Genomic DNA, 22,252 nt, shown 5'->3' on the forward strand with positions numbered 1-22,252 from the left:
TCAATATTCAATCGGCGCGGTCGGCCTTGGCCTTGTGCATCTTGCCCGCAATGGGTACCGGCGCGGTGGCGCGCGCCGCTGCACGGCGCCAATCGGCGCTCAGCAGGCGCATGCCGCGCACCCGCTTGACGGCCACCAGGAAGTACACCGCGCCGAAGATGGGCCACCAGCGCTCGCCGGCGGCGTCCATCCAGCGGCAGCGCTCGAGCCACGCCTCGCTGCGCACCGCGGGCCGGTAGACGCCAAAGCGCCCCGACTCCACCTCGAAGCTCAGGAGCCGCAGCCAGTCGCGCATGCGCCAGTAGCCGATGAACTCGCCGCCTTCGGGCAAAAAGAGATCGCCGAAACCGAGCTTGCGGTACAGGTGCGCGCGGCGCTGCCGCATGCCCCAGAGGCTGGCCGGATTGAGCCCGCAGATCACCACGCGGCCCTCGGGCACCAGCACCCGCTCCACTTCGCGCAAGGCCGCATGGGGGTCCTGGCTCAGCTCCAGCGCATGCGGCAGCACCACCAGGTCGAGGCTGTTGGCGGCAAACGGCAGCGCCGCAAAATCGGTGAACAGCGCAGCCCTGCCGGACGGCTGGCCGGGTTCGGGCAGGGCCAGCCATCGATGCGGCATGCGGTTGGTGCGCAGGCCATCGACTCCGGCGGCGCCGAGCTGCAGCGCGTGGTAGCCGAAAATATCCGCCACGGCCTCGTCGAACTGGGCCTGCTCCCACGCGAGCAGGTAGCGGCCGGGGGGGGTCGCGAACCAATCCTGCAAACCTATAATTTGACCGCTCATGACCCTTGTTCCGCTGCCCGCCTTCGCTGACAACTACATCTGGATGCTGCAGGACGGGTCCAACGCGATCGTGGTGGACCCGGGCGACGCCCAACCGGTGTTCGACGCCTTGGCGCGCGACAAGCTGCAGCTCGCCGCGATTCTAGTCACGCACCATCACCCCGATCACACCGGCGGCGTGGCCGCGCTCCATGCGGCCACCGGCGCACCGGTCTTCGGCCCGGCGCGCGAACGCATTCCGGAGCCCTTCAAGCCGCTGTCGCATGGCGACAGCGCCGAGGTGCTTGGGCTGCGCTTCGAGGTCATCGACGTGCCGGGCCACACGGCCGGCCACATCGCCTACTTCCTGCCCGCAAGCGCAGGCCGGGCGCCGCTTCTTTTTTGCGGCGACACGCTGTTCTCCGGCGGCTGCGGCCGGCTGTTCGAAGGCACGCCGGCGCAAATGCTGGCTTCGCTCGATGCGCTCGCCGCGCTGCCGGGCGACACCCGCGTGTGCTGCGCACACGAATACACACTTGCTAACCTGCGTTTCGCCCGCGCGGTGGAACCCGGCAATGCCGATCTGACTCACTACAGCGCGTACTGCGAAAGCCTGCGCGCGCAGGGGCAGCCCACGCTGCCCTCGCAACTGGCCACCGAACGCCGGATCAACCCTTTTCTTCGCAGCCGCGAAGCCACTGTCCTTAGAGCGGTGCGCGAGCACGCCGAGCTTTCCGCCGATGCGGCCGAAGCCGACGTGTTCGCTGCGCTGCGCCAATGGAAAAACGACTTCCGATGAAACTTATCGCTGCTGTCTGCCTTGCAGGCTCACTGTTGCTCGCGGGCTGCGCGGGCACCACCAGCTCGTCTTCCTCCTCCACCACATCCGTGCAACCCGCCGCCGGCGGCACCGGCGCCAAGGCCTCCGGCAGCGCGGCGCCGGTCTACCCGGGCGGACCGCTCACCCCGATCACCAGCAGCGAAGCCCATTCGCAGAGCGTCGTCACGCTGGCGCCGCCCGCCGACATGTGGGACCGCATCCGCCGCGGCTTCAAGATGCCGAACCTCGAAAGCGACCTGGTGCGCGACCGCGAGCAGTGGTATGCCACCCGGCCCGACTACATCCAGCGCATGACCGAGCGCTCGAACAAGTACATCTTCCACATCGTCGAGGAACTCGAGCGGCGCAACATGCCGACCGAACTCGCGCTGCTGCCGTACATCGAGAGCGCGTTCAACCCGCAGGCCATTTCCAGCGCGCGCGCCGCGGGCATGTGGCAGTTCATGCCCGCCACCGGCACCGACTTCGACCTCAAGCAGAACATCTTCCGCGACGACCGGCGCGACGTGGTGGCCTCGACGCGCGCCGCACTCGACTACCTGCAAAAGCTCTACGGCATGTTCGGCGATTGGCAGCTCGCCCTGGCTGCCTACAACTGGGGCGAAGGCAGCGTGAGCCGCGCCATCGCCAAGAACCAGCGCCTGGGCCTGCCCACCACCTACAGCGATCTTTCCATGCCGGCCGAAACGCGGCTCTACGTGCCCAAGCTGCAGGCGGTGAAGAACATCGTGGCCAATCCGCAGGCGTTCAACACCGAACTGCCGCTGATCGCGAACCACCCTTACTTCCAGACCGTGACGCTCACGCGCGACCTCGACGTCGAACTGGCCGCCAAGCTGGCCGACATCCGGCTCGAGGACTTCCGCGCCCTCAACCCGGCCGCGCACAAGCCGGTGCTACTGGCGGCCGGCACGCCGCAGATCCTCTTGCCCTGGGACAACGCGGCCGTGTTCCAGCGCAACTTCGATGCGTACTCCCAAGGCCAGTACGCCAGCTGGACGGCATGGGTGGTTCCCAACACCATGACGGTAGCCGATGCGGCCCAGCGCTCGGGCATGAGCGAGGCCGACCTGCGCGCGCTCAACAGCATCCCGCCGCGCATGCTCATCAAGGCCGGCTCGACGCTCATCGTGCCGCGCGGCGCCCGCGTCAAGGAAGACGTGACGGCGCTGGTGGCCGATAGCGGCCATCTGAGCTTCCAGCCCGAAATCGTCAATCGCCGCACCACCGTCAAGGCGGGACGCAACGACAGCGTGGCCAGCATCGCGCGCCGCTACAAGCTCAAGCCCGACAGCGTGGCCGAGTGGAACGACGTCAAGCTCAACCATTCGTTCAAGCGCGGCTACAGCGTGGTGGTGTACCTGCCGGTCCGCGCTGCGCCCGAAGCGCGCGTCGGCACGGGCGCGGCACGGGCGCGCGGCCGGGCCGACGTTGCCGCCAAGCGCGGCGGCAGCCCGGTGAAGGCGGTGGCTGCACGCGGCAGCAACGTGGTGAAGTCGCCGGCGGGCAAGCAGGTCGTGCGCGAGAAGCGCGGCGGCACGCCGTCGAAGAAGAAAAAGCGCTGAAGCCGGCGCAACGCAGCGCTAGAGTTTTTCGGTCTCCCCGCTGCGCGGCTGCCACTTCATCAGCCGCTTCTCGATCAGGCCAACCAGGCCGTCGAGCAACAGCGCGAAGGCCGTCAGCACCACGATGCCGGCAAAGACGGTGTTCACGTCGAAGGTGCCTTCGGCCTGGAGGATCAGGTAGCCCACGCCGCGCGCCGAACCCAGGTACTCGCCGACCACCGCGCCCACGAAGGCCAGGCCCACCGAGGTGTGCAGGCTCGAGAACACCCAGCTCGTCGCGCTAGGCAGGTAGACCGTGCGAAGCAGCTGCCGCTGGTTGGCGCCAAGCATCTTCGCGTTGGCCAGCACCACCGGGCTCACCTCGCGCACGCCCTGGTAGACGTTGAAGAAGACGATGAAGAACACCAGCGTGACGGCCAGCGCCACCTTGCTCCAGATGCCGAGGCCAAACCACAGCGCGAAGATGGGCGCGAGGATCACGCGCGGCATCGAATTGGCGGCCTTGATGTAGGGGTCGAGGATCAGGCTCGCGGTGGGCGCCAGCGCCAGCCAGAGCCCGCAGGCCAGGCCCAGCACGGTGCCGATGCCGAAGGCCAGCACCGTCTCGAGCAGCGTGGTGCCCAGGTGCCGGTAGATGTCGGCATTGCCTTTCAGGCCCTCCGGGAACAGCAGGTTCGGCGGCACCTCGAACGGCAGGAACCAGCTCCAGATGCGCCCCGCCACCTGGATCGGCTCGCCAAGGAAAAAGGCGATCTGCTGATTGCGCGACGCCAGGTGCCAGCCCACCAGGATGATCGCGAGCAGCACCAGCTGCCAGAAGCGCGCATTGCGTTCGTTCAGGCGCGGCATCATGCGGCCTTCCTCAGCTGCTGCGCGTAGCCCTTGAGTACTTCGTCGCGCAGCACCTCCCAGATCTGCCTATGCAACTCGACGAAGCGCGGCTGCGTACGCACCTCGGCCACGTCGCGCGGGCGCGCCAGGTCGATGGCGAACTCGCCGATCGGATGCGTGGCCGGGCCGGCCGACAGCACCACCACGCGGTCGCTCATCGCAATGGCCTCGTCCAGGTCGTGCGTGATGAAAAGCACTGCCTTCTTCCTGGCACTCCACAGTTCGAGCACCTCGTTTTCCATCAGCTGGCGCGTCTGGATGTCGAGCGCGCTGAAGGGCTCGTCCATGAGGATGATGTCGGGGTCGAGCACCAGCGTCTGCGCCAGCGCCACACGCTTGCGCATGCCGCCCGAGAGCTGGTGCGGATAGCGGTCGCCAAAGCCCGAGAGGCCCACGCGAGAGAGCCAGGCCTCGGCTTGCTCGCGTGCGTCGGCGTCGGGCACGCCGCGGTACTGCAGTCCCACCATCACGTTGTCGATGGCGCTGCGCCACGGCATGAGTGCTTCGGTCTGGAACATGTAGCCTGCGCGTGCGTTCACGCCCGCCAGCGTCTGGCCGAAGACCTTGATGGTGCCCGACGAAGGCTCGAGCAAGCCGGCGCCCACGTTCAGCAAGGTCGACTTGCCGCACCCCGTGGGGCCCACCACCGAGACGAATTCCCCGGCCCGCACGCGCAGCGTGGTGTCGGCCACCGCGGTGTAGCGCTGGCCCGGATCGTCCTTCGAATGGAAGGTGCAGCTGATGGAGAGAAGCTCGAGTGCGTAGTCGGACATGTCTGGCAGGAATTCTGGCATTGGCCGCCACAAGAAAAAACCCGGCCGAGGCCGGGTCGCGGGGACGTTCGGAGTCAGGCTTTGAACCTGTCTTTCGCGCGCCTAGCAAAATCGTTGGTGTAGGTCTTCATGAGATCGATCTTGTCGGGCTTCACTGCCGTGTCGAAGCTCGATATGGCCGTCAGCGCCGTCTTGGGACCGTCGGCCGGCACGAGGCCGTCGGTGGCGATCGATTCGCGCACCTTGTCGAAAGATGCAAGGTACAGCGCGCGGTCGCCGAGCAGGTAGGTTTCGGGCACCGTCTTGATGATGTCGCCCGGCCCGGCCGTCTGCAGCCACTTGAGGCCATGGACGATGGCATTGGCCAGCGCCTGGCAGGTGTTGGGATTCTTCTGGATGAAGTCGACCGGCGCGTAGAGGCAGGCCGCGGGCATCGGTCCGCCGAACACCTGCTGCGTGCCCTTGAGCGTGCGCGTGTCGCTGATGATCTTCACGTCGCCCTTCTGCTCGAGCATGGTCATGACGGGGTCGGTGTTGCTGATGGCGTCGATCTGGCCCGAGCGCAGCGCCGTGAGCGCGCCGGCCGCCACGCCCACGCCGATGTAGCTCACGTCGCTGGCCTTGAGGCCGCCGCGCGACAGCACCAGGTTGGCCACCATGTTGGTCGAGGAGCCCGGCGCCGAGACGCCGATCTTCTTGCCCTTGAGATCGGCAATGCCGGTGTAGCCCGCCATGTTCTTGGTCGACACGCCCACCGCGATCTGCGGCGCACGGCCCTGCAGTACGAAGGCCTGGAAAAACTGGTTCTTGGCCTGCAGGTTGATGGTGTGCTCGTAGGCGCCGGAGCACACGTCCGCCGATCCACCCACCACGGCCTGCAGCGCGCGTGCGCCGCCTGCGAAATCGGAGATCTCGACGTCGAGGCCTTCGGCCTTGAAGTAGCCGAGCTGTTCGGAGATGGTGAGCGGCAAATAGTAGAACGCCGCCTTGCCGCCCACTGCGATGGAAATCTTCGTCTTCTCGAGCTTGGCTTGCGCAAAGACCCGCGGCAGCGCGATGGTTGCCGCAGCGACTGCGGAGACTGTCATGAGGGTTCTGCGGTGGAGCATGGAGCAATCCTGCGGGCGCTTGATTCTGGTGGACTGAATCGAGCTTAGGGGTGCGCCCCCGTTGCCTGCATCGGGGTCATCCCGTGCGGGTTTCCACGTAAGCATGAAGACCTCCACGAGGCCTGTGCCGAACGGCCTGCTGCGCGCTGGCGCAGAGGCTTTTTTCGCTCTTACCGCGCGATGAAAAGGATCGCGATATTGACCACGAAACCGAGTGCCCAGACCGCACTTCGCACGGAGCCGATGCCCTTGATATAAACCGCGATATAGATCACACGCAGTACGACATAGGCCGCCGCCAGCATGTCGAGCCGCGCCTGATCGGCGCCGAGCTGATGCGCAATGATCACAGCGCCGATGAAGAACGGAAGGCCCTCGAAGCTGTTGGCCTGCGCGCTGTTGGCGCGCGCGCGCCAGCCGCTTTGCTTTGCGGCCCAGTCGCGCGGCTGCACGTTGTCGCGCGGACCGAAGCTGCCGGCCTTGGCGATCCATGCCGCGAAATACGGCAGGCCGCATGCGATGAACACGCACCAGTAGGCGACGGTGAGCAAGGAAAAAGTCATGGGGGTTGCTTGTCTCCGTTCAGCACAGCGGCTGCAGCGGCCGCTGCGCGCTATCGGCGGTCCACCAGGGCATGCGCGATGGTCCCGAGATCCACGTATTCGAGTTCGCTGCCGGCGGGCACGCCGCGCGCGAGGCGCGTCACGTTCAGGCCGCGCTGCCGGAGCGCTTCGCCGATCACGTGCGCGGTGGCTTCGCCCTCCGCCGTGAAGTTGGTGGCCAGGATGACCTCGCTCACGGTGCCGTCCAGCGCGCGGTCGAAGAGCTTCTGCAGGCCGATGTCCTTGGGCCCGATGCCGTCGAGCGGGCTGAGCTTGCCCATCAGCACGAAGTAGTAGCCGCGGAAGGCACCGGTGCGCTCGAGCGCGGCCTGGTCGGCCGGCGTCTCGACCACGCAGAGCTTGCCTGCGTCGCGGCGCGTGTCCAGGCACACGTTGCAGACCGGCGCTTCGGTGAAAGTGTTGCAGCGTTCGCAATGCCGCACGTTGCCGGCCGCCTGCTGCAAGGCGCGCGCAAGCAGCTGCGCGCCCTCGCGGTCATGCTGCAGCAAGTGGAAGGCCATGCGCGAGGCCGACTTGACGCCGACACCCGGCAGGCGGCGCAGCGCATCGACCAGGGCGTCGAGCGAACTGGCGTCGGCCATCAATGGCTCAGAACGGCAGCTTCATGCCGGGCGGGAGGCCCGGCATGCCCGCGGTGAGCTTGCCCATCTTCTGCTCGCTGGTTTCCTCGGCCTTGCGCACCGCGGCATTGAAGGCGGCAGCCACGAGGTCTTCGAGCATGTCCTTGTCGTCGGCCAAAAGGCTCGGGTCGATGGTGATGCGCTTGACGTCGTGCTTGCAGGTCATCACGACCTTGACGAGGCCCGCGCCCGACTCGCCTTCGACCTCGATGGTGGCCAGTTCTTCCTGGGCCTTCTTGAGGTTGTCCTGCATTGCCTGCGCCTGCTTCATGAGGCCGGCCAGTTGTCCTTTGTTGAACATCGTTGGTCCTGATTGGTTGGAATGGGGGAAGGATAAGAGAGATGGCGGCCGATGCCGAATGCCGCAAGAGCCGGCACGGTTTTTCAGTGGCGTCCGTCAGGCGGGCTTGAGTGTTCCAGGCACGATCTTCGCATCGAATTCGCGCATCAGCATCTGCACTTCGGGATCGCTGCGGATGGCCTCTTCGGCCACGCGCTGGCGCTCGTCGGCCGCCTGCTTGTTGCGGCGCGCGGGGCTGTCGACCACGCCGCCGATCTCGATTGCGAGCTTAACGCCGTGGCCCAGCGCGGCCAGTGCATCCGTGAGCTTCTCGCGGGCCGAAGGCTGGTTGAGCAGTTCGCGCTCGACGCGAAGTATCCACTGGTCGACGTCGCGCGCCACCAGCTGCGACTGCAGCGCGAGTTCGCGCGCCAGCGCGCTGATGCTCTCGGCCGCGATCATCTGCGTGACCGTGGCGTGCCAGAAGTCGCCGTCCTCGCTCGGTGGAATCGGCGGCGCCGGTCCGCGCTGCTCGTCGGAGCGCGGCACGTCCCGTTGGCTCGGCGGCGGCTGCACGCGCATGGGAACGGCAAGCACCCGGGGCGCCTCGGCAGCCGCCGAGGGTTCGGCCTCGGCGGAAGGCCGGGGCCCGTTTGGCCGCACGGGCTCGCTGACCACGGCCAGGCGCTGGCCGGCCGGTACCGGGTTGGACCGTGGCACCGGCGCAGCGACGGAAATCGACGCTGGCGGCGCGGCGATCGCCGCCGTGTCTTGATGAGCCGGCGCTACGGGCGCAGGGACCGAAACCGCCCGGGCGGCTTCATTCAGAGTTTTTTTTTCCGCGGAGGCCGAAGAAGCGGCCGCGTTGGAAGGCTTGAAGGCCAGAAGCCTGAGCAGCACCATGGTCAGCGCCGCGTACTCGTCAGGCGCCAGCCCCAGTTCGCCGCGCCCGTGCAGGCACAGGCTATAGAGCAACTGGGTTTCGTCGGCCGGCATCAGCGACGCGAGGCGCGCCGTATCGGCCGCATCGGGGTCGGTCGCCGAATCGGCTGATTCCGCCCGCGACGGCACCGCCTGCAGCACGGCCATGGCCTGCAGCACCGCGGTCATTTCTTCCAGCGTGGACGCGGCGGACATGCCGTCGCGCCGCAGCGCCTCGGAAGTGTCGACCACCGTCCGGCCGTCGCCCTGCGCGAGCGCCTCGATCAGCTTGAACACATGGCCGCGGTCCACGCTGCCGAGCATCTGGCGCACGCCGTTTTCGAGCAGTTCGCCGTTGCCGAACGCAATGGCCTGGTCGGTGAGCGACAGCGCATCGCGCATCGAGCCGCGTGCGGCGCGCGCCAGCAGGCGCAGCGCCTGCGGCTCGGCCGGCACCTGTTCGGCCTGCAGCACGCCCGTGAGGTGCTCCAGCACCGTCTCGGGCGCCATCGGCCGCAGGTTGAACTGGAGGCAGCGCGACAGCACCGTGACCGGCACCTTCTGCGGATCGGTGGTCGCGAGCACGAACTTGAGGTATTCCGGCGGCTCCTCGAGCGTCTTCAGCATCGCGTTGAACGCGGTGTTGGTGAGCATGTGCACTTCGTCGATCATGAAGACCTTGAAGCGCCCCTGCACCGGCTTGTAGACCGCCTGCTCGAGCAGCGACTGCACCTCGTCCACGCCGCGGTTCGATGCCGCGTCGAGTTCGGTGTAGTCGACGAAACGGCCCGAATCGATGTCCTTGCAGGCCTGGCACACCCCGCAAGGCGTGGCCGTGATGCCGCCCTGCCCGTCCGGCCCCTGGCAGTTGAGCGACTTGGCCAGGATGCGCGAGACGGTGGTCTTGCCCACGCCCCGCGTCCCGGTGAAAAGATAGGCGTGATGCAGGCGCTGCGTGGTCAACGCGTTCTCGAGCGCCTGCACCACGTGCCCCTGACCGACCATCTCACCGAAGGTTTTCGGACGGAACTTGCGAGCGAGCACGAGATAAGACATTGCGGGCATTCTAAAAGGCGCGGCGGTGCCCCTTGCCCTCACCCCGCAATCAAAATGGCCCCCTCTTTTTCGTGGGACACCGAGGAACCGGCTTTGCCGGGCCTCTGGTGTCGCCCCCAGCAGGGGGTGGGCGAAGCGACACGAAGTGCGCGCAGCCTGGGGGGTTACAATAAGTGCTGACGGGCCTCCCTGCATGGTGAAGTGGCCAACCGGGTCAGGTGGGGAACCAAGCAGCCCTAACTGCGTAGTCAGTGCCAGGGGTAAGGCTCGTCAACCTAACATCGAAAAGCCGTGAGTTCTCAAGGCAAGAATTCACGCGCTGAAAGAAGGGCTGCGAGCCCTGCTCCCACCTTCACGTGCTTGCGGCACCGACCAGCATCTCGCAGGGTCCGACGAAGCCTTCGCTGCTTTCGAACTGCCGCAGCGCCTCTTCAATGGAATCCCAGGTGCGCGCACGCTCGGCCTCGTCGAGTCCGACCATCATCTGGTGCAGCGCTCCGAAGGACTCGCGCTCGAAGCGCACGCATTCGGCTGCGCTCGCCAGCCGCACCGGCGACGGCACCCGGCGCACCTCGATGTCGCGCAAACCCGCTTTGGCAAACGCGGCCTCGAGCGCACCCTCGGCACCGAGCGAAAAGGGCCCGGGCTGGCCCGGCAGCGGCGCGGGAAGCCGCGCCCGTTCGCGGATGATCTTTACGGGAATCGAGAAGAAGGCATTGCGCTCGGGAGTCGAGTAGACGACCGCCGACACCCGCCCGCCCGGACGCAAGGCCCGCCGCATGCCGGCGAGCGCGCGCTGCTGGTCGGGAAAGTAGATCAGGCCCACGCGGCTGATTGCCGCGTCGAAGCTGCCGGCGGGCAGCGTGTCGAGCGCCTCGCCGTCGAGTTCCAGGGTCTCGAGGTTCGACAGTCCCGCGGCCTTGGCATCCGCCGCCGCGCGCTCGAGCAAGGCCGGCGCGATGTCGGTCGCGAGCACGTGGCCGCTGGCGCCCGCGCGCCGCGCAGCACCGATCGACTGCTCTCCTGCACCAGCCGCGACGTCGAGCACCCGGCTGCCGGGCCCGATGCGGGCCAGGTCGAACATCGTTTCCGTTGCATCGCCCAGCCAGCGGCCGAGAAACGGCCCCCAGCGATGCCAGGCCTCGGCGGCAGCTTGCCACTGAGCCCGGGTGGTGGTCTTGAAGGCGGCAGCGTTGAATGCCGGCGGGGCTGTGACGGTGGTCATGATGGGTCTCCATCGAGTGAGGGAGTCTCAAGAATGGCAGCGCAGCCCGAGGTTCGCCAGTCCAGAATTTGTACTGGCCTCGGCTCGCCTCAAGGACTAAATTGGCACCATGATCGACTACGGCCAGTTCTGTACCGTGGCGCGCGGCGCCGAGGTGCTTTGCGAGCGCTGGACGCCCCTGGTGGTGCGCGAACTGCTGTGCGGCAGCACGCGCTTCAACGACATCCGGCGCGGCGTGCCGCGCATGTCGGGCTCGCTGCTTGCGCAGCGCCTGCGCAAGCTCGAGGACGTAGGTGTCGTCAAGCGGGTGCAGGGCGATGGCAGCACGGCCGAATACCACCTGACCGCAGCGGGCGAGGAATTGCGCCCGATCGTGATGGCGCTGGGCCATTGGGGCGCGCGCTGGATCGGCAGCCGGCTCAAGCGCGACCAGTTGGATGCCGGCTTCCTGATGTGGGACGTCCGCCGCTTCGTGCGGATCGACGAGTGTCCTCGCGCGCGCTGCATCGTGATCCACTTCCGCTTCACCGACGCAGCCGAGGGCGAGCGGCGCTGGTGGCTGGTGGTCGACCAGGGCAGCGCCGACCTCTGCCGCGACAACCCCGGCGAGGAACCGACGCTGATCGTCGAATCGACCGTGCGGACGCTGACCGAGATCTGGACCGGCGATCTCGACGCCGAGGCTGCGTTGCTCGAGCGGCGCCTGCGCGTCATCGGCACGGAATCCGATACCCGCGACCTCTGGCGCTGGCTCGGGCGCAGCGTTTTCGCCGACACCCGGGTCGCAGCGCGGCTCTGAGGCCTTCCCCGCCGCAGCCGCTGCATCCAACTAACCAATCTGCCGCAGTCCGGCCATGACCTCTTCGGTCGGCGGCAACTCGCTGGTTCGCCAGACCAGCCGGGCGTGGCGATCGAACAGATAAACCTGGCCAGTATGGCGGTCGCCCGCTGCCGCGCCTCCCGTGAACAGCGAGAGCATTGTCTCGAGTGCCTCGGGGGCTGGCGCCGCCGCGCTCCACGTTGGCCGTGCGCCGAAGCGCCGCAACCAGGCGCTCAGTGCAACAGGGTCGTCGGACAGCGGGTCGATGCTCAGCGACAGCAGGTGCACCGCCGTGTTGCGCTCCGACAGCAATGCCGCCTGCAGCGTCGAGAACAAGGCCCCCTGGATCGGGCAGACCGTGCTGCATCCGGTAAACATCAATTGAACGGCGGTTGGGGCGCCTCGCAACTGCGCCGCGAGCATGGGTGTGGCGCCGTCGTGGCGCCGCAGCGGCAGGGCCGGAGCCGGCACCGCCGGCAGCACCGGGCCAATGCTGCTGTTTGCGCGGGCCGCAGGTACACCCAGCCACGCCAGTGCACCGGCGGCAATCAGGCGCCGGCGCCCGCGGGATGCAACCCGCAAGGATATGAAGGGGGCCCGCGCGTTCATTGGGTTCATTGGGTTCATTGAGAAAGGGCTTGCGTCAGGTAGTCCCACAACGCCGCGCACTGGCCTTCGTCGGCGTCGAAGCGCGGCATGGCTCGGGGCAGCGTGACGTGGGCCGGGTCGACGCCGGTGCGCAGCGTGCGGCAGAAGGATGCGCGCTCGTACGCGACGGGCGGGCCGCCGCGGCGCGGGAGGACTTCGCGCAATTGGCGCCGGTCGAGCGGCGGCGCGAAACCGGAGACAGCGGCAGTGGACTTGCCGGGGCCCGCGTGGCACTGGATGCAGCGCGTCGCTGCGCCCGGCAGCGGTGCGCTGTGGCCGGACAGCGTGCCGGCGAGTGGCTCGGTGCCATCGAACAGGCGCGCGCCACGCGCCACCGAGGAAGGCACGGCGGCTTCAGACTTTCCGGACCACGCCGGGCCAGCGGCCAGTGCGGTTCCGAGCGCCAGCGCCAGCGTCATCATCGAAAGCCTCGGCTTCGCGAGCACGCCGGCCGCTACCGGATGTTGATGGTGCGCGCCACGCTCGGCACGCCGCTGCTGTCGAGCGCGAACAGCATGTAGTTGCCCGGCAGCACCGTCCCGCGATCGGTCGGAATGCTCAACTGGTAGTTGCCCGCCGTGCCCGTGAACGACAGCGGGATGCGGCGCTGATCGGTGTTGACCGAGTGAGTGGCCGATGCCATGCGCACCAGCGCGAAGCGGGCCGCCGCGCGGTCGGTCGCCACGGCGATCTGGCTCCCCCATGTGGCGCTGGCCGGCGCGGCCGTGATGCCCGGACGGGACGCCGGCGAACCGTCGCTCGCCAGCAGGTACGGGGGCGTGTAGATCTCCGCATCCGGGTGGTCGCCCGCACAGTCGCACAGCCCGCCGCCGCCCGCCAGCACGCGTCCGTCCGGCAGCAGCAGGGCCACGCTGTGATAGTTGCGCGGCTTCTGCATCGGCGGCACCGTGATGAAGCTCTCCAGCGCCGGGCTCCACAGTTCGGCCGCCAGCACACTGTAGGAGTCGGAAAACGGAACGGGCTGCGTCTGGCCGCCTATCACGAACACCTCGCCGTTGGGCAGCACCACGCTGTTGACAAAGGTGCGGCCATAGGCCATCGGCGAAAGCTTGCGCACCGTGGGTGGCGTCGGCGCGCCCGCGCTGATGTCGATGATGTAGGCGGTCTTGAAGGCGTTGCCGCTGTCGTGGTTGGGCGCGCCGCCGAGCTTGAGGATCTTGCCGATGTCGTACATCACGGCGCTGGCGGTCATGGCGTAGGGGTCGTCGCTGCGTGGCCCGGCCTGCAGGATGGCGCCGCTGCCGCGCGTGTCGATCCAATGCATTGCGGCAGCAGGCCCGGCGTGGAATACCCAGCCGTTGGCGGCGCCGAACAGCCACATGTGGTTGTCGCCCCGGTAGACCCCGGCCGCGTCCGGTCCGGCCAGCGGCGGGTTCGAGACATTGCTCGCATCGGGCATGTGGGCCGGTACGCCGGACAGCGTGCGCCAGGTCTTGGTGTCGGCCGACCACACCTCGCCGTACTTGCCGCCCTGCCCGCCATTCCACGACCCGCCGACTGTGAACACGGAGCCGTCGGACATTGTCGTGCTCGACTGGTAGGCACGTGCAATGCCGAGTTGCGCACCCGTCACCCAGCCGCCCAGCGCCGGGTCGTAGATCGAGGTCTTCGTCGCATCGCTGCCGCCGCTGACCAGCACGCTGCCATCGGCCAGCATGCTCAGGCCAGGGCAGAACATCTGGTGGCCGGTGGCCGTGACCACCAGCGGGCTGGCGCTTCGCGTGACGGGGTCGAACACCGAGGTGTAGGTGTATGCCTCGCTGCTGCTCGTGCTGAAGCTCGTGGGCGAGCGGGCTGCCCACAGCAGCAGCTTGCCGTCGGGGAGGTTGGCGGCCGATGCGGGCACGAGTGGCAGCGCGATCAGATCGGACCAGGGCTTCACCGCGGCGGTCGATTGCGCCGCGGTGTATCCGGCTGCCGTGAACAGGTACTCGTTGGCCGGCAGCCACTTCCCCTTGAATCGGGAGCGCAGCCGGACGACGAGCCCCGCGCCGTCGATGGGAAGGTTTGTCACCGTCAGCGTTGTCGCACTTGTCGATGTGTCCACCACGGGTGTCGTCGAAGAGGCCGACAGGATCGTCAAGCCGTACTGGTTGGCACCCGTGTTGTTCCAGACGAAGGTCGCGCTGCGGCTGGCGAACTTGGTGCCGGGGGACGGACTGATGAGGGACGCCGGCTGTCCGTCTGGTGGCGCCGGCTTGCTTGCCGATGCGGACGTGCCCGCCAGCGTCGGATTTGCGCCCTGCGCGCGGGCGCCGCCTCCTGCGTCACCGCCGGACCAAACCAGGAACACCAGGGATGCATAAGCAAGCCCGCGCGCAGCGCGCGGCGATGGAACGCTGGTCATCGCTGCTCCTTTATTTTTTGTCTGATCGCAGCTTATTCCTTGCGCGTGCAATAAACAATACAAAAGTATTCAGTTATGCCTTCAAAAGCCCAGCTGCTTGATCGCTCCGTGCGCCGCGGCCGCCCCGCTCGCCATCGACGCCGTCAGCAGGTAGCCGCCGGTCGGCGCCTCCCAGTCGAGCATTTCCCCCGCCACGAACACGCCCGGCACCGCGCTTGCCATGAGCCGCTCGTCGAGCGTCTCGAAGCGCACGCCGCCTGCGGTGCTGATGGCTTCGTCGATGGGCCGGGTTGCGACCAGCCGCAGCGGCACGGCCTTGATCGTCGCCGCCAGCTGCACGGGGTCCTGCATGGCTTCGCGGCTCAGCGCCTCGTGCAGCACGCCGGCCTTGATGCCTTCCAGTCCGAGCCGGCTCTTCAGATGGCTGCTGAGCGAGCGGGCGCCGCGCGGATGCTTCACGGCGGCCAGCACCTGCTCGGCACTGCGGTCGGGCAGCAGATCGAGCAGCAGCGTCGCGCTGCCGTGCGCGGCGATCTCGTCGCGCAGCAGGGCCGACGCCGCATAGATCAGGCTGCCCTCGATGCCGGTAGCGGTGGCAACGAATTCGCCCTTGCGCGCGAAGCGGCGGCCCTGGCTATCGGTGAACGAAATCGCGACCGACTTGAAGGGCTGGCCCGCGAAACGGCTCGCGAAATGCTCGCTCCACCCTGCCCCGTCGAAGCCGCAGTTGGCGGGCAGCAGCGGCGCAATGTCGATACCGCGCGCCTGCAGCCATGGCGCCCATGCGCCATCGGAGCCCAGCCGCGCCCAGCTCGCACCGCCGAGCGCAAGCACCACCGCATCGGCCTTTACGATGGCCTCGCCCGCCGAAGTGGCGAAGCGCAGCGAGGCGGTGTCGAGCGATGAGTCGCCAAGCCAGCGGTGGCGCATATGAAACTGCACGCCCGCCGCACGCAGCCGGTGCAGCCAGGCGCGCAAAAGCGGCGCAGCCTTCATGTCGGTCGGAAACACGCGGCCCGAGGTGCCGACGAAGGTCTCGATGCCGAGGCCGGCCGCCCATTCGCGCACCTGCTGCGGACCGAAGCGCGCGAGCATCGGTTCGAGCTGCGCACGGCGCTCGCCGAAGCGGGTCATGAACACGTCGAAGGGCTCCGAGTGCGTGAGGTTCAGCCCGCCGCGGCCGGCCAGCAGGAACTTGCGGCCCACCGAGGGCATCGCGTCGTAGACGTGCACCTGCACGCCGGACGCGCTCAGGACTTCGGCCGCCATCAGGCCGGCCGGTCCGCCGCCGATCACGGCGACGGTTTGGGAAAGAGTCATTCGAGAGTTACCAGTTCGCCCTGCCCGGTCAGGAACGCGGCGCGCACCAAGGTACCGGGATAGGCATGTTGCACGGCCGCGCGGTAGCGCTGCATCTGTGCGATCAATTCCGCGTCCCGTTCGGGGCGCGCAGCGGATTTGTAGTCGAGGATCCACCAGGCACCGCTGGCTCGCTCGCGCACCAGCCGGTCGATGCGCAGCGTCTCGCCTTCGTGGACCAGCGTCACTTCGTTGCCGTGCCAGTCGATCATGCGCTCATCCCACGCCCAGGCGCCGGCGCCCGCGCGAATGCGCTCTGCCAGCACCGCGGCGCCACGCGCCTGTTGCGCGTCGAGCATGAATTCGCGGGCCGCGGCGCGCACATGCGCGGGCGGCAGCGCCTCGCCCGGCAGGGCCCATTCGAGCAGCCGGTGCATCGCCTGGCCGAAGGCGGCTGCCCGTGCATCGACGGTACCGCCGGCGGCTTTCCTGGTGGCTGGAAGTTCCTTGGCCGCAGGGGCGAGGACGGGCATCTTCTTCATCGAGAAACTGCCGGCCCCGGTCTCCACCGGCAGCGCGAGCAGCGGCTCATCGGCTTCGACGGGCTCGCACATCGATTCGAGCCGCGACCACCAGCTGCCCTCGTTGGCCCGGGCCGGCTGCACCGACGACAGCACGAGGTGTTCGCGCGCCCGCGTGGTCGCGACGTAGAGGCCGTTGAGCTCCTCGCGATGGCGCGCGCGCTGCTCTTCCTCGAGCAGCGTGGCCGCGCAGCCCGGCGGCGTTTTTTCGCTCGCCAGGAACACGAAGCGCGTGGGTGCGCTGTCGCTGCCTTTCCATTCGACCAGCACGCCCATGGTCTGGGCGCGCGGCGGCGGCGCGTCGCAGTCGAGCATGAGCACGGTGTCGGCCTCGAGGCCCTTGGCGCCGTGCACGGTGAGCAGTTGCACTGCATCAGGCACGGCGACGGACGGCGCCCTGACACCGCCGGCGCGCAACGCGCGCACCAGCGCATAGGGCGTGGCGAAGCGCGCACCTTCGATCTCGAGCGAGGCCGCCAGCAGCCCGCGCAGATTGGCCAGGGCGCTCTGTCGCATGGCCGAAGGCATGGCGGCGCCAAACCTGGCCAGCACGTCGCCATCGTGAAAGATCGCATCGAGCGCATCGTGCGGCGGCAATGCAGCGAGCCAGCGCTGCCATTGCCTGAGCCTGGCGCCGGCCGCGACCAGTTCCGCCGGCAGGCCCTCGCCTTTCTGGATCAGCGCGAACCAGCTCGACGAGGGATGCTCGCGCTGGCGCAGCGCCAGCTGCACCAGCGCATCGTCGCCGATGCCGAACAGCGGCGACTTGAGCGCGCGCGCCAGAGAAAGGTCGTGCGCGGGCGACACCAGCGCATCGATCAGCGCCACCACGTCCTGCACTTCGGGGGCGTCGTGCAGTTCGTTCTTCTCGGGCTGCTGCACGGGAATGTGGCGCTGGCGCAGCGCGTCCTGCATGGCAGACAGCCGGTTGCGGCGGCGCGCCAGCACCATGATCTGTCGCGGCGGCGTGCCATCGGCAATGCGCTGCGCGACCCAGCGCGCGGCCTGCTCGCACTCCTTCTGCAGCAGCTGCTCTTCGGGCAGCACCCGCGGCGTGACGAGGCTGTCGCGCCAGTGCAGCATGCCGTCGTCGGCGGGCGCGGCCTCGGCCGCCGTATCGAGGGCGCCGCGATCGATGGGCGGGAGCTTGAGCAGCCCGCCCTGGTCGTTGCGTTCGGTGGTGTGCGCGCGGTAGCCGTCGAACTCGCCGGCGTCCTGCGCGGCCAGCATCGCCTGGTTGACGAGGCCGACCACCGCACGCGCGTTGCGGTGGGTGTGGTCGCAATTGAGCAGCTCGCCGCCCAGCCCTTCACGCACGAATTTCTTCGCGGCGATGAACACCTGCGGCTCGGCGCGGCGGAAGCGGTAGATGCTCTGCTTCGGGTCGCCCACGATGAAGACACGCGGTGCGCGCCCGCCCGCGCCGGTGTAGGCGCTGAGCCAGCCGTAGAGCGCCTGCCATTGCAGCGGATTGGTGTCCTGGAATTCGTCGATCAGCAGATGCGCGATGCGTGCATCGAGCCGTTCCTGCACCCAGCCCGACAGCGCCGACTGGCCCAGCAGCAATTGCGCGGCCTGTTCGACGTCGTTCATGTCGACCCAGCCATGGGCGCGCTTGACCTCGGCGAAGGCGGAGATCAGAAGGCGCGTGAGGCGCGTCATGCGCTGCTGGTACAGCCAAGCGGCGTGCTGGGCCTGCGCGGCGCAGAGCGTCTGGAGCTCGGCCTCTGCTTCCTGCGCGGCGGGGTATTTCTGCAGGTTCTTGTTGAGCCGGTCTTCGGTGGCGACGAAGAAATTCTTGCGCAGGTGCGCGAGTGCGGCCGCGAGCGATTCCCGCGCTGGCTCGCCGGTGCCGAACACGTCGATGATCGCATCGGCCGCTTTCTGCGGCGTCTTGTTGGCTTCGCGGCCGAGTGCGGCGGCACGGTCGAGCCAGCGCCGCCTGGCCTGCTCACCGCGCAGCGCTTCTGTGGGCTGATCGAGTCCCTCGAGCGACGGATGAAGTGCGCCGAAATGCTGCACCGCCGACGCCGGGTCGGACAGCGAGAATTCGACCCGGCGCGTGAGCGCTTCGCCCAGCGCCTTGGCGGTCTGCGACCGGCCATAAGTGGCAACGACGGCGTAGTAGTCGGCCAGCGCCTCCTTGTCGGCCGTCACCGCTTCGAAGAAGGGGCGCCAGGTGCGCGAGCGCGCCTCGGCATCGTCCTCGAGCAGCTCGTAGTTCGCGGGCAGGCCGAGTTCGCGCAGCACCGCCAGCGGCGCATTGCGCAGCAGGCCGGCGAACCAGGCGTGGAAGGTGCGGAACTGCACCGGCCGGCCGCCTTCGAGCAGGCGCCTGTAGAGGCCCTGCAGGCGCGGTACGGCAGCGAGCGCGGCGGCGGGTTCGACACCGCGAACGACGAGTTCGCGCACCAGCTCTTCGGGGCTGCGCTCGGCGAACTGCTCGAGCCATTGGTCGAGCCGCTCGCGCATTTCGCCGGCGGCCTTCTTGGTGAAGGTGATGGCCAGGATCTCGTGCGGCTCGCAGGCGGATTCGCCCTCTTCGAGCAGCGCACGCAGGATGCGCGACACCAGCATCCAGGTCTTGCCCGCGCCGGCGCAGGCTTCGACGGCCACCGAGCGCCGCGGATCGCAGGCGACGGTGTAGAAGGCCTCGCGCGTGACGTGCCGGCCGTTGTGTTCGTAGGCGGCGCCGTTCATTTCGCAGGCCCTCCCTCGGTCGGAGACGAAAGTACAGGCTGTTCGATCTCCCAGAAATCTTTTCTGCAAAGCCCGCGCGCTGCGCAGTAGTCGCAGATGGCACCCTCTCCCAGCGGCGGCAGCGCCGCGCCCTGGGCGATGCGGGTGAAGTCGTCGAGGATGCCTGCCACCAGCGCATCGCGCGCCTCCACCACCACGGGTTGCTCGACGGTCTGCGTGCCGGACGACTTCTCGCCGACGTTGACGTAGGCCGCGCGCAGCGTGTCGTCGGCCACCAGCGCGGCATAGAAGGCGAGCTGCGTGTCCTCGGTCGGATCCTTCACGCGCTCCTTGGTCACCGCAGCCGATTCGGTCTTGTAGTCGATCACGAAGGCCTGGCCGTCCGGCATGCGGTCGATGCGATCCAGCCGGCCGACCAGCTGCAGGCTGCCCAGCGGCTGCTCCATCCAGGGCTCGGATTCGGCGAAGACGGCACCGCTCGCCTCGTGTCCGGCAAGCCATTGAAGGTAGCCGTCGCGCACTGCGGGCCACGCCGCGGCGAACGGCAGGAACTCGGCATCGGACAGTCCGAACTCGCGCGTGGCGCGCTCGGCCGCCGCGCTGATGTACGCCACGCGCTCGGCGGCATCGCTGGTTGGCTTCTCTTTCAGCGCCTCGTGGAAATGGCCCAGCACGGCATGCAGCCAGTTGCCGAAGTCGCGCTTGTCGACCTCGGCATCGAGTTCGTCGGCGCTGCGCAGGCCCAGTTGTCGCAGCGCGAAGAAGCGGTAGGGGCAGCGGCGCAGGTCTTCGTAGACGCTGGTGGAGATGTTGCGCAGTGGCAGCAGCGCGCCTGACGGCGTGGGGTAGGCGGTCGGCTGCAGCGCCACCTCGCGCGGCGTGCGCGGGTCCGCCGTCATTTGGAGGGCGTGGTCGAGCTGCAGCGCCTGCACCAGCGGGCTGGGGCGCACCGGCTCGCCGCTCGCATCGGATTGGCGCCACAGCACTTCGCAGCACGGGTTGCACAAGGCCGCGGCCCAGGCCGAGCGTTGCGCGGCCTCGAGCGTCTCGCGCGCGGGCAGGCCCAGTTCGGCGCGCTGGGCGGCGCTCCAGTTGCCAGGCGGCTCGGGCGATGCGGGCAGGCGCCGGTCGTCGCACCCGGGAATGACCACGGCGCCGAACGCGCGGCCGAGCTGTTGGTGCAGCGGTAGCACCACCACCTGCGGCGCCTCGCTGCCGGCGGGCGGCACGAAGCTCGCGTCCTCCAGCACGTCGCGCACCCAGGCCGTGAACTCGGCCAGGGTGTGGCGTCCGCCGGGAAATTCGTCGTCGTCGCCGTGGGCATCCGCATCGAGCCACAGGGCGCCGATCACCTTGGCGCCGGCCATGTCGGTTGCGAGCGGCTCCCATTGCTCGCCGGCCTCGAGCAGTTCGCGCAGCGCGCGCAGCCAGTCGGCCAGGGGCCGCGAGCGGGCCATGGCCATGCGGCGGCCTTCGACGGCTTCGGTGAAAGGCAGCAGCGCGATGTCCTGCGGCTTCTCGCTGCGCGCGGCCTGGCCGCACCAGGCGGACCACTCGCGCACGCCTTCGCGCCGCAGCCGGGCTTCGAGCGCCTGGGTGGCGAGCGCATCGCCGTCGGCGCCGCTCTTGAGCCATTCGAGCACCTGGTCGCTGCCGGCATCGTGCGCACAGGCGCGCAGCGCGCTCATCACGGTGGCGGCGGCGCGCGTGGTGGAGAGCTTCCAGCCGGTTTCGTCGTGCGCCGTGACACCCTGCGCCTGGAGCTGCGCGCCGATGCGCCTCGTAAGCGCACGGTCGGTCGCTATCAGCGCTACCGGCGCACGGCCCTCGGCCAGGTGCCGCAGCACGCAGGCGGCCGCCAGCTCGGCTTCGTCCTCGGGGTCGGCGGCGACATGCGCGCCTGCCGTGGTGGCCGCAGGGCTTGTCGGCACCAGCGAGAGATGGATCGCGCGATCACCCCACAAGGTACAGAGCGTCTGCGTGAGCGGATCGGCCTGGAAGCCTTCGAGCACAATCAGCGCATCGACCTGCGCGCGGACGGCGTCGCGCAGCAGTACGTCGGTCGCGTAGCCCGAATTGGCGGCCCAGGCCACCGCGACGCGGATCAGTGCGCTCTCGATGCGGAACCATTCCGACTCGCTGCCCGCTTCGGCGACGTGGGCCGCGCGCTGTGCCCATTCGCTGCCGCGCACCTCGGGCAGCGCGGCGGCCGCCAGGGGGGCCAGCTGGTAAGCCAGCTCGACCACGCGCCCGGCCAGCGCGAAGCGTTCGGCGGCAAAGCCGGCCTGCGACAGCAGCGCCTGCGCCGTGACCAGGTCGCGCGCCATGTCGAATGCGATGTCATAGCCCGTGGGCAGGAAGCCGCCCGCGCTGCGCGCCCAGTTGCGCGTGGTTTCGAAGCGCGGCGCGAAGCCCGGGCTGCCGCAGCGCGACCACATGCCGTGGGCCACACCCATCAATTGCGCATACGGCACCAGCACCACGGTGCGCGCCGCATGCAGCCCGTGCTGCGCAATGGCGCCGGCAATGCGCGCGACGACGCCGTCGGCGGGGTCGCACCACAGGGCCTGGACGGGGTGGCCTTCGTTCATGTTCTATCGAGGGGTTGGAGGGCGTGGAGGCGCAACGCGCAAAGGGCTTTTGCTATCGGCGCCATAGCGTTCCCGCATGGCACCCCACCCCTTGGTTTCTGTCACAATGACCAGCACTTTAGCTGCACCGAAACTCTCTGCGCACAAGGACACATCACATGGCCAGCGACCTGATCAAACACATCTCCGATTCTTCCTTCGAAGCCGACGTGCTCAAGTCCAGCCAGCCCGTGCTGGTCGACTACTGGGCCGAATGGTGCGGCCCCTGCAAGATGATCGCACCCATCCTCGACGAAGTGTCGACCGCCTACGAAGGCAAGCTGCAGATCGCCAAGCTCAACGTCGACGAGAACCGCGACATCCCGGCCAAGTTCGGCATCCGCGGCATTCCCACGCTCATGCTGTTCAAGGACGGCCAGCTGGCCGCCACCAAGGTCGGCGCCATGAGCAAGGCGCAGCTCACGGCCTTCATCGACCAGCAGCTCGCCTGAGGCATTTCACCCGGCCAGCGCGCAATGCGTTGGCCGGACGGTTTTTTGCTGTCATAATCTCCCACAGATCACCGGCCCCTTCGAGGT

At 68.5% G+C, this 22,252-nt stretch carries 19 protein-coding genes and 1 other RNA gene; 5 read left to right on the forward strand and 15 right to left on the reverse strand.

All coding sequences use genetic code 11. The features are described 5' to 3' along the window. Positions 1-7: 7 nt before the first annotated feature. Entirely contained in the window at positions 8-784 is a 777-nt protein-coding gene (locus L1081_RS08800) for a class I SAM-dependent methyltransferase (RefSeq protein WP_319442159.1), read from the reverse strand. Between L1081_RS08800 and gloB the strand changes: the two genes are divergently transcribed. Beyond that, on the forward strand, positions 783-1,562 hold the full coding sequence (gene gloB / locus L1081_RS08805) for a hydroxyacylglutathione hydrolase (RefSeq protein WP_489416080.1): 780 nt from the start codon (positions 783-785) through the stop codon (positions 1,560-1,562). The two genes, L1081_RS08800 and gloB, sit on opposite strands and share 2 nt — an antisense overlap. Continuing rightward, positions 1,559-3,169 (forward strand): transglycosylase SLT domain-containing protein, encoded by a 1,611-nt coding sequence (locus tag L1081_RS08810; RefSeq protein ID WP_489416081.1) that lies wholly within the window; start codon positions 1,559-1,561, stop codon positions 3,167-3,169. The genes gloB and L1081_RS08810 overlap by 4 nt, the downstream gene beginning before the upstream one ends. 18 nt (positions 3,170-3,187) lie before the next feature. Here the strand turns inward: L1081_RS08810 and L1081_RS08815 are convergent, their stop codons facing one another. The 7 genes from L1081_RS08815 to dnaX all read right to left on the reverse strand — a co-directional run bounded on the left by L1081_RS08815 (position 3,188) and on the right by dnaX (position 9,442). Continuing rightward, the gene (locus L1081_RS08815) at positions 3,188-4,021 is read right to left on the reverse strand and encodes an ABC transporter permease (protein WP_012747446.1); all 834 of its coding nucleotides are present in this window, start codon (positions 4,019-4,021) and stop codon (positions 3,188-3,190) included. Next, positions 4,018-4,833: an ATP-binding cassette domain-containing protein gene (locus L1081_RS08820; RefSeq protein ID WP_489416082.1), complete on the reverse strand. Its 816-nt coding sequence runs from the start codon at positions 4,831-4,833 to the stop codon at positions 4,018-4,020. Before L1081_RS08820 ends, L1081_RS08815 begins: the two co-directional genes overlap by 4 nt. Before the next feature lie 74 nt (positions 4,834-4,907). Then, positions 4,908-5,942, reverse strand: a complete 1,035-nt coding sequence (locus L1081_RS08825) for an ABC transporter substrate-binding protein (protein ID WP_489416083.1) — start codon at positions 5,940-5,942, stop codon at positions 4,908-4,910. Between the two features lie 170 nt (positions 5,943-6,112). Continuing rightward, positions 6,113-6,505, reverse strand: coding sequence for an MAPEG family protein (locus L1081_RS08830; protein WP_489416084.1), 393 nt, complete (start codon positions 6,503-6,505; stop codon positions 6,113-6,115). Positions 6,506-6,555: 50 nt separating this feature from the next. Next, positions 6,556-7,146, reverse strand: coding sequence for a recombination mediator RecR (recR, locus tag L1081_RS08835; RefSeq protein ID WP_025569363.1), 591 nt, complete (start codon positions 7,144-7,146; stop codon positions 6,556-6,558). A gap of 7 nt (positions 7,147-7,153) precedes the next feature. Then, positions 7,154-7,486, reverse strand: a complete 333-nt coding sequence (locus L1081_RS08840) for a YbaB/EbfC family nucleoid-associated protein (protein ID WP_012747441.1) — start codon at positions 7,484-7,486, stop codon at positions 7,154-7,156. Positions 7,487-7,582: 96 nt separating this feature from the next. Then, positions 7,583-9,442 (reverse strand): DNA polymerase III subunit gamma/tau, encoded by a 1,860-nt coding sequence (gene dnaX, locus L1081_RS08845; RefSeq protein ID WP_489416085.1) that lies wholly within the window; start codon positions 9,440-9,442, stop codon positions 7,583-7,585. A 178-nt stretch (positions 9,443-9,620) separates the two neighbouring features. Here dnaX and ffs point away from each other — a divergent pair. Next, positions 9,621-9,717, forward strand: an RNA gene (gene ffs, locus L1081_RS08850) — signal recognition particle sRNA small type. Between the two features lie 77 nt (positions 9,718-9,794). On the opposite strand, the gene L1081_RS08855 is transcribed toward ffs, so the two are convergent. Next, entirely contained in the window at positions 9,795-10,667 is an 873-nt protein-coding gene (locus tag L1081_RS08855) for a methyltransferase domain-containing protein (RefSeq protein ID WP_489416086.1), read from the reverse strand. Positions 10,668-10,776: 109 nt separating this feature from the next. Here L1081_RS08855 and L1081_RS08860 point away from each other — a divergent pair, with 109 nt between their 5' ends. Beyond that, a complete protein-coding gene (locus L1081_RS08860; protein ID WP_489416087.1) occupies positions 10,777-11,466 on the forward strand; it encodes an HxlR-like winged helix-turn-helix transcriptional regulator in 690 nt (229 codons plus the stop codon). A 30-nt stretch (positions 11,467-11,496) separates the two neighbouring features. On the opposite strand, the gene L1081_RS08865 is transcribed toward L1081_RS08860, so the two are convergent. The 6 genes from L1081_RS08865 to L1081_RS08890 form a co-directional block, all read right to left on the reverse strand. After that, entirely contained in the window at positions 11,497-12,105 is a 609-nt protein-coding gene (locus L1081_RS08865; protein WP_489416088.1) for an SCO family protein, read from the reverse strand. 5 nt (positions 12,106-12,110) lie between these two features. After that, positions 12,111-12,557: a hypothetical protein gene (locus L1081_RS08870; RefSeq protein ID WP_489416089.1), complete on the reverse strand. Its 447-nt coding sequence runs from the start codon at positions 12,555-12,557 to the stop codon at positions 12,111-12,113. A gap of 32 nt (positions 12,558-12,589) precedes the next feature. Next, a complete protein-coding gene (locus L1081_RS08875; RefSeq protein ID WP_489416090.1) occupies positions 12,590-14,503 on the reverse strand; it encodes a galactose oxidase-like domain-containing protein in 1,914 nt (637 codons plus the stop codon). A gap of 81 nt (positions 14,504-14,584) precedes the next feature. Then, a complete protein-coding gene (locus L1081_RS08880; RefSeq protein ID WP_489416091.1) occupies positions 14,585-15,823 on the reverse strand; it encodes a TIGR03862 family flavoprotein in 1,239 nt (412 codons plus the stop codon). Continuing rightward, entirely contained in the window at positions 15,820-19,083 is a 3,264-nt protein-coding gene (locus L1081_RS08885; protein WP_489416092.1) for a UvrD-helicase domain-containing protein, read from the reverse strand. The genes L1081_RS08880 and L1081_RS08885 overlap by 4 nt, the downstream gene beginning before the upstream one ends. After that, positions 19,080-21,674: a PD-(D/E)XK nuclease family protein gene (locus tag L1081_RS08890; RefSeq protein ID WP_489416093.1), complete on the reverse strand. Its 2,595-nt coding sequence runs from the start codon at positions 21,672-21,674 to the stop codon at positions 19,080-19,082. The genes L1081_RS08885 and L1081_RS08890 overlap by 4 nt, the downstream gene beginning before the upstream one ends. Positions 21,675-21,832: 158 nt before the next feature. Between L1081_RS08890 and trxA the strand changes: the two genes are divergently transcribed. Then, positions 21,833-22,165 carry a thioredoxin TrxA gene (gene trxA, locus L1081_RS08895; protein WP_012747433.1) on the forward strand — a complete coding sequence of 111 codons (333 nt, stop codon included), beginning with the start codon at positions 21,833-21,835 and terminating at the stop codon, positions 22,163-22,165. Positions 22,166-22,252 lie beyond the last annotated feature (87 nt).

Source organism: Variovorax sp. MSC1_012, from assembly GCF_023667525.1.
GTDB lineage: Bacteria > Pseudomonadota > Gammaproteobacteria > Burkholderiales > Burkholderiaceae_C > Variovorax > Variovorax beijingensis_B.

Coding starts and splice junctions, on each gene's coding strand:
- gloB (WP_489416080.1), top strand. CDS start 783: ATGACCCTTGTTCCGCTGCCCGCCTTCGCTGACAACTACATCTGGATG.
- L1081_RS08885 (WP_489416092.1), bottom strand. CDS start 19,083: ATGAACGGCGCCGCCTACGAACACAACGGCCGGCACGTCACGCGCGAG.
- L1081_RS08890 (WP_489416093.1), bottom strand. CDS start 21,674: ATGAACGAAGGCCACCCCGTCCAGGCCCTGTGGTGCGACCCCGCCGAC.
- L1081_RS08880 (WP_489416091.1), bottom strand. CDS start 15,823: ATGACTCTTTCCCAAACCGTCGCCGTGATCGGCGGCGGACCGGCCGGC.
- L1081_RS08840 (WP_012747441.1), bottom strand. CDS start 7,486: ATGTTCAACAAAGGACAACTGGCCGGCCTCATGAAGCAGGCGCAGGCA.
- L1081_RS08865 (WP_489416088.1), bottom strand. CDS start 12,105: ATGAACCCAATGAACGCGCGGGCCCCCTTCATATCCTTGCGGGTTGCA.
- L1081_RS08875 (WP_489416090.1), bottom strand. CDS start 14,503: ATGACCAGCGTTCCATCGCCGCGCGCTGCGCGCGGGCTTGCTTATGCA.
- L1081_RS08815 (WP_012747446.1), bottom strand. CDS start 4,021: ATGATGCCGCGCCTGAACGAACGCAATGCGCGCTTCTGGCAGCTGGTG.
- L1081_RS08800 (WP_319442159.1), bottom strand. CDS start 784: ATGAGCGGTCAAATTATAGGTTTGCAGGATTGGTTCGCGACCCCCCCC.
- L1081_RS08855 (WP_489416086.1), bottom strand. CDS start 10,667: ATGACCACCGTCACAGCCCCGCCGGCATTCAACGCTGCCGCCTTCAAG.
- dnaX (WP_489416085.1), bottom strand. CDS start 9,442: ATGTCTTATCTCGTGCTCGCTCGCAAGTTCCGTCCGAAAACCTTCGGT.
- recR (WP_025569363.1), bottom strand. CDS start 7,146: ATGGCCGACGCCAGTTCGCTCGACGCCCTGGTCGATGCGCTGCGCCGC.
- L1081_RS08860 (WP_489416087.1), top strand. CDS start 10,777: ATGATCGACTACGGCCAGTTCTGTACCGTGGCGCGCGGCGCCGAGGTG.
- L1081_RS08825 (WP_489416083.1), bottom strand. CDS start 5,942: ATGCTCCACCGCAGAACCCTCATGACAGTCTCCGCAGTCGCTGCGGCA.
- L1081_RS08810 (WP_489416081.1), top strand. CDS start 1,559: ATGAAACTTATCGCTGCTGTCTGCCTTGCAGGCTCACTGTTGCTCGCG.
- L1081_RS08870 (WP_489416089.1), bottom strand. CDS start 12,557: ATGATGACGCTGGCGCTGGCGCTCGGAACCGCACTGGCCGCTGGCCCG.
- trxA (WP_012747433.1), top strand. CDS start 21,833: ATGGCCAGCGACCTGATCAAACACATCTCCGATTCTTCCTTCGAAGCC.
- L1081_RS08830 (WP_489416084.1), bottom strand. CDS start 6,505: ATGACTTTTTCCTTGCTCACCGTCGCCTACTGGTGCGTGTTCATCGCA.
- L1081_RS08820 (WP_489416082.1), bottom strand. CDS start 4,833: ATGTCCGACTACGCACTCGAGCTTCTCTCCATCAGCTGCACCTTCCAT.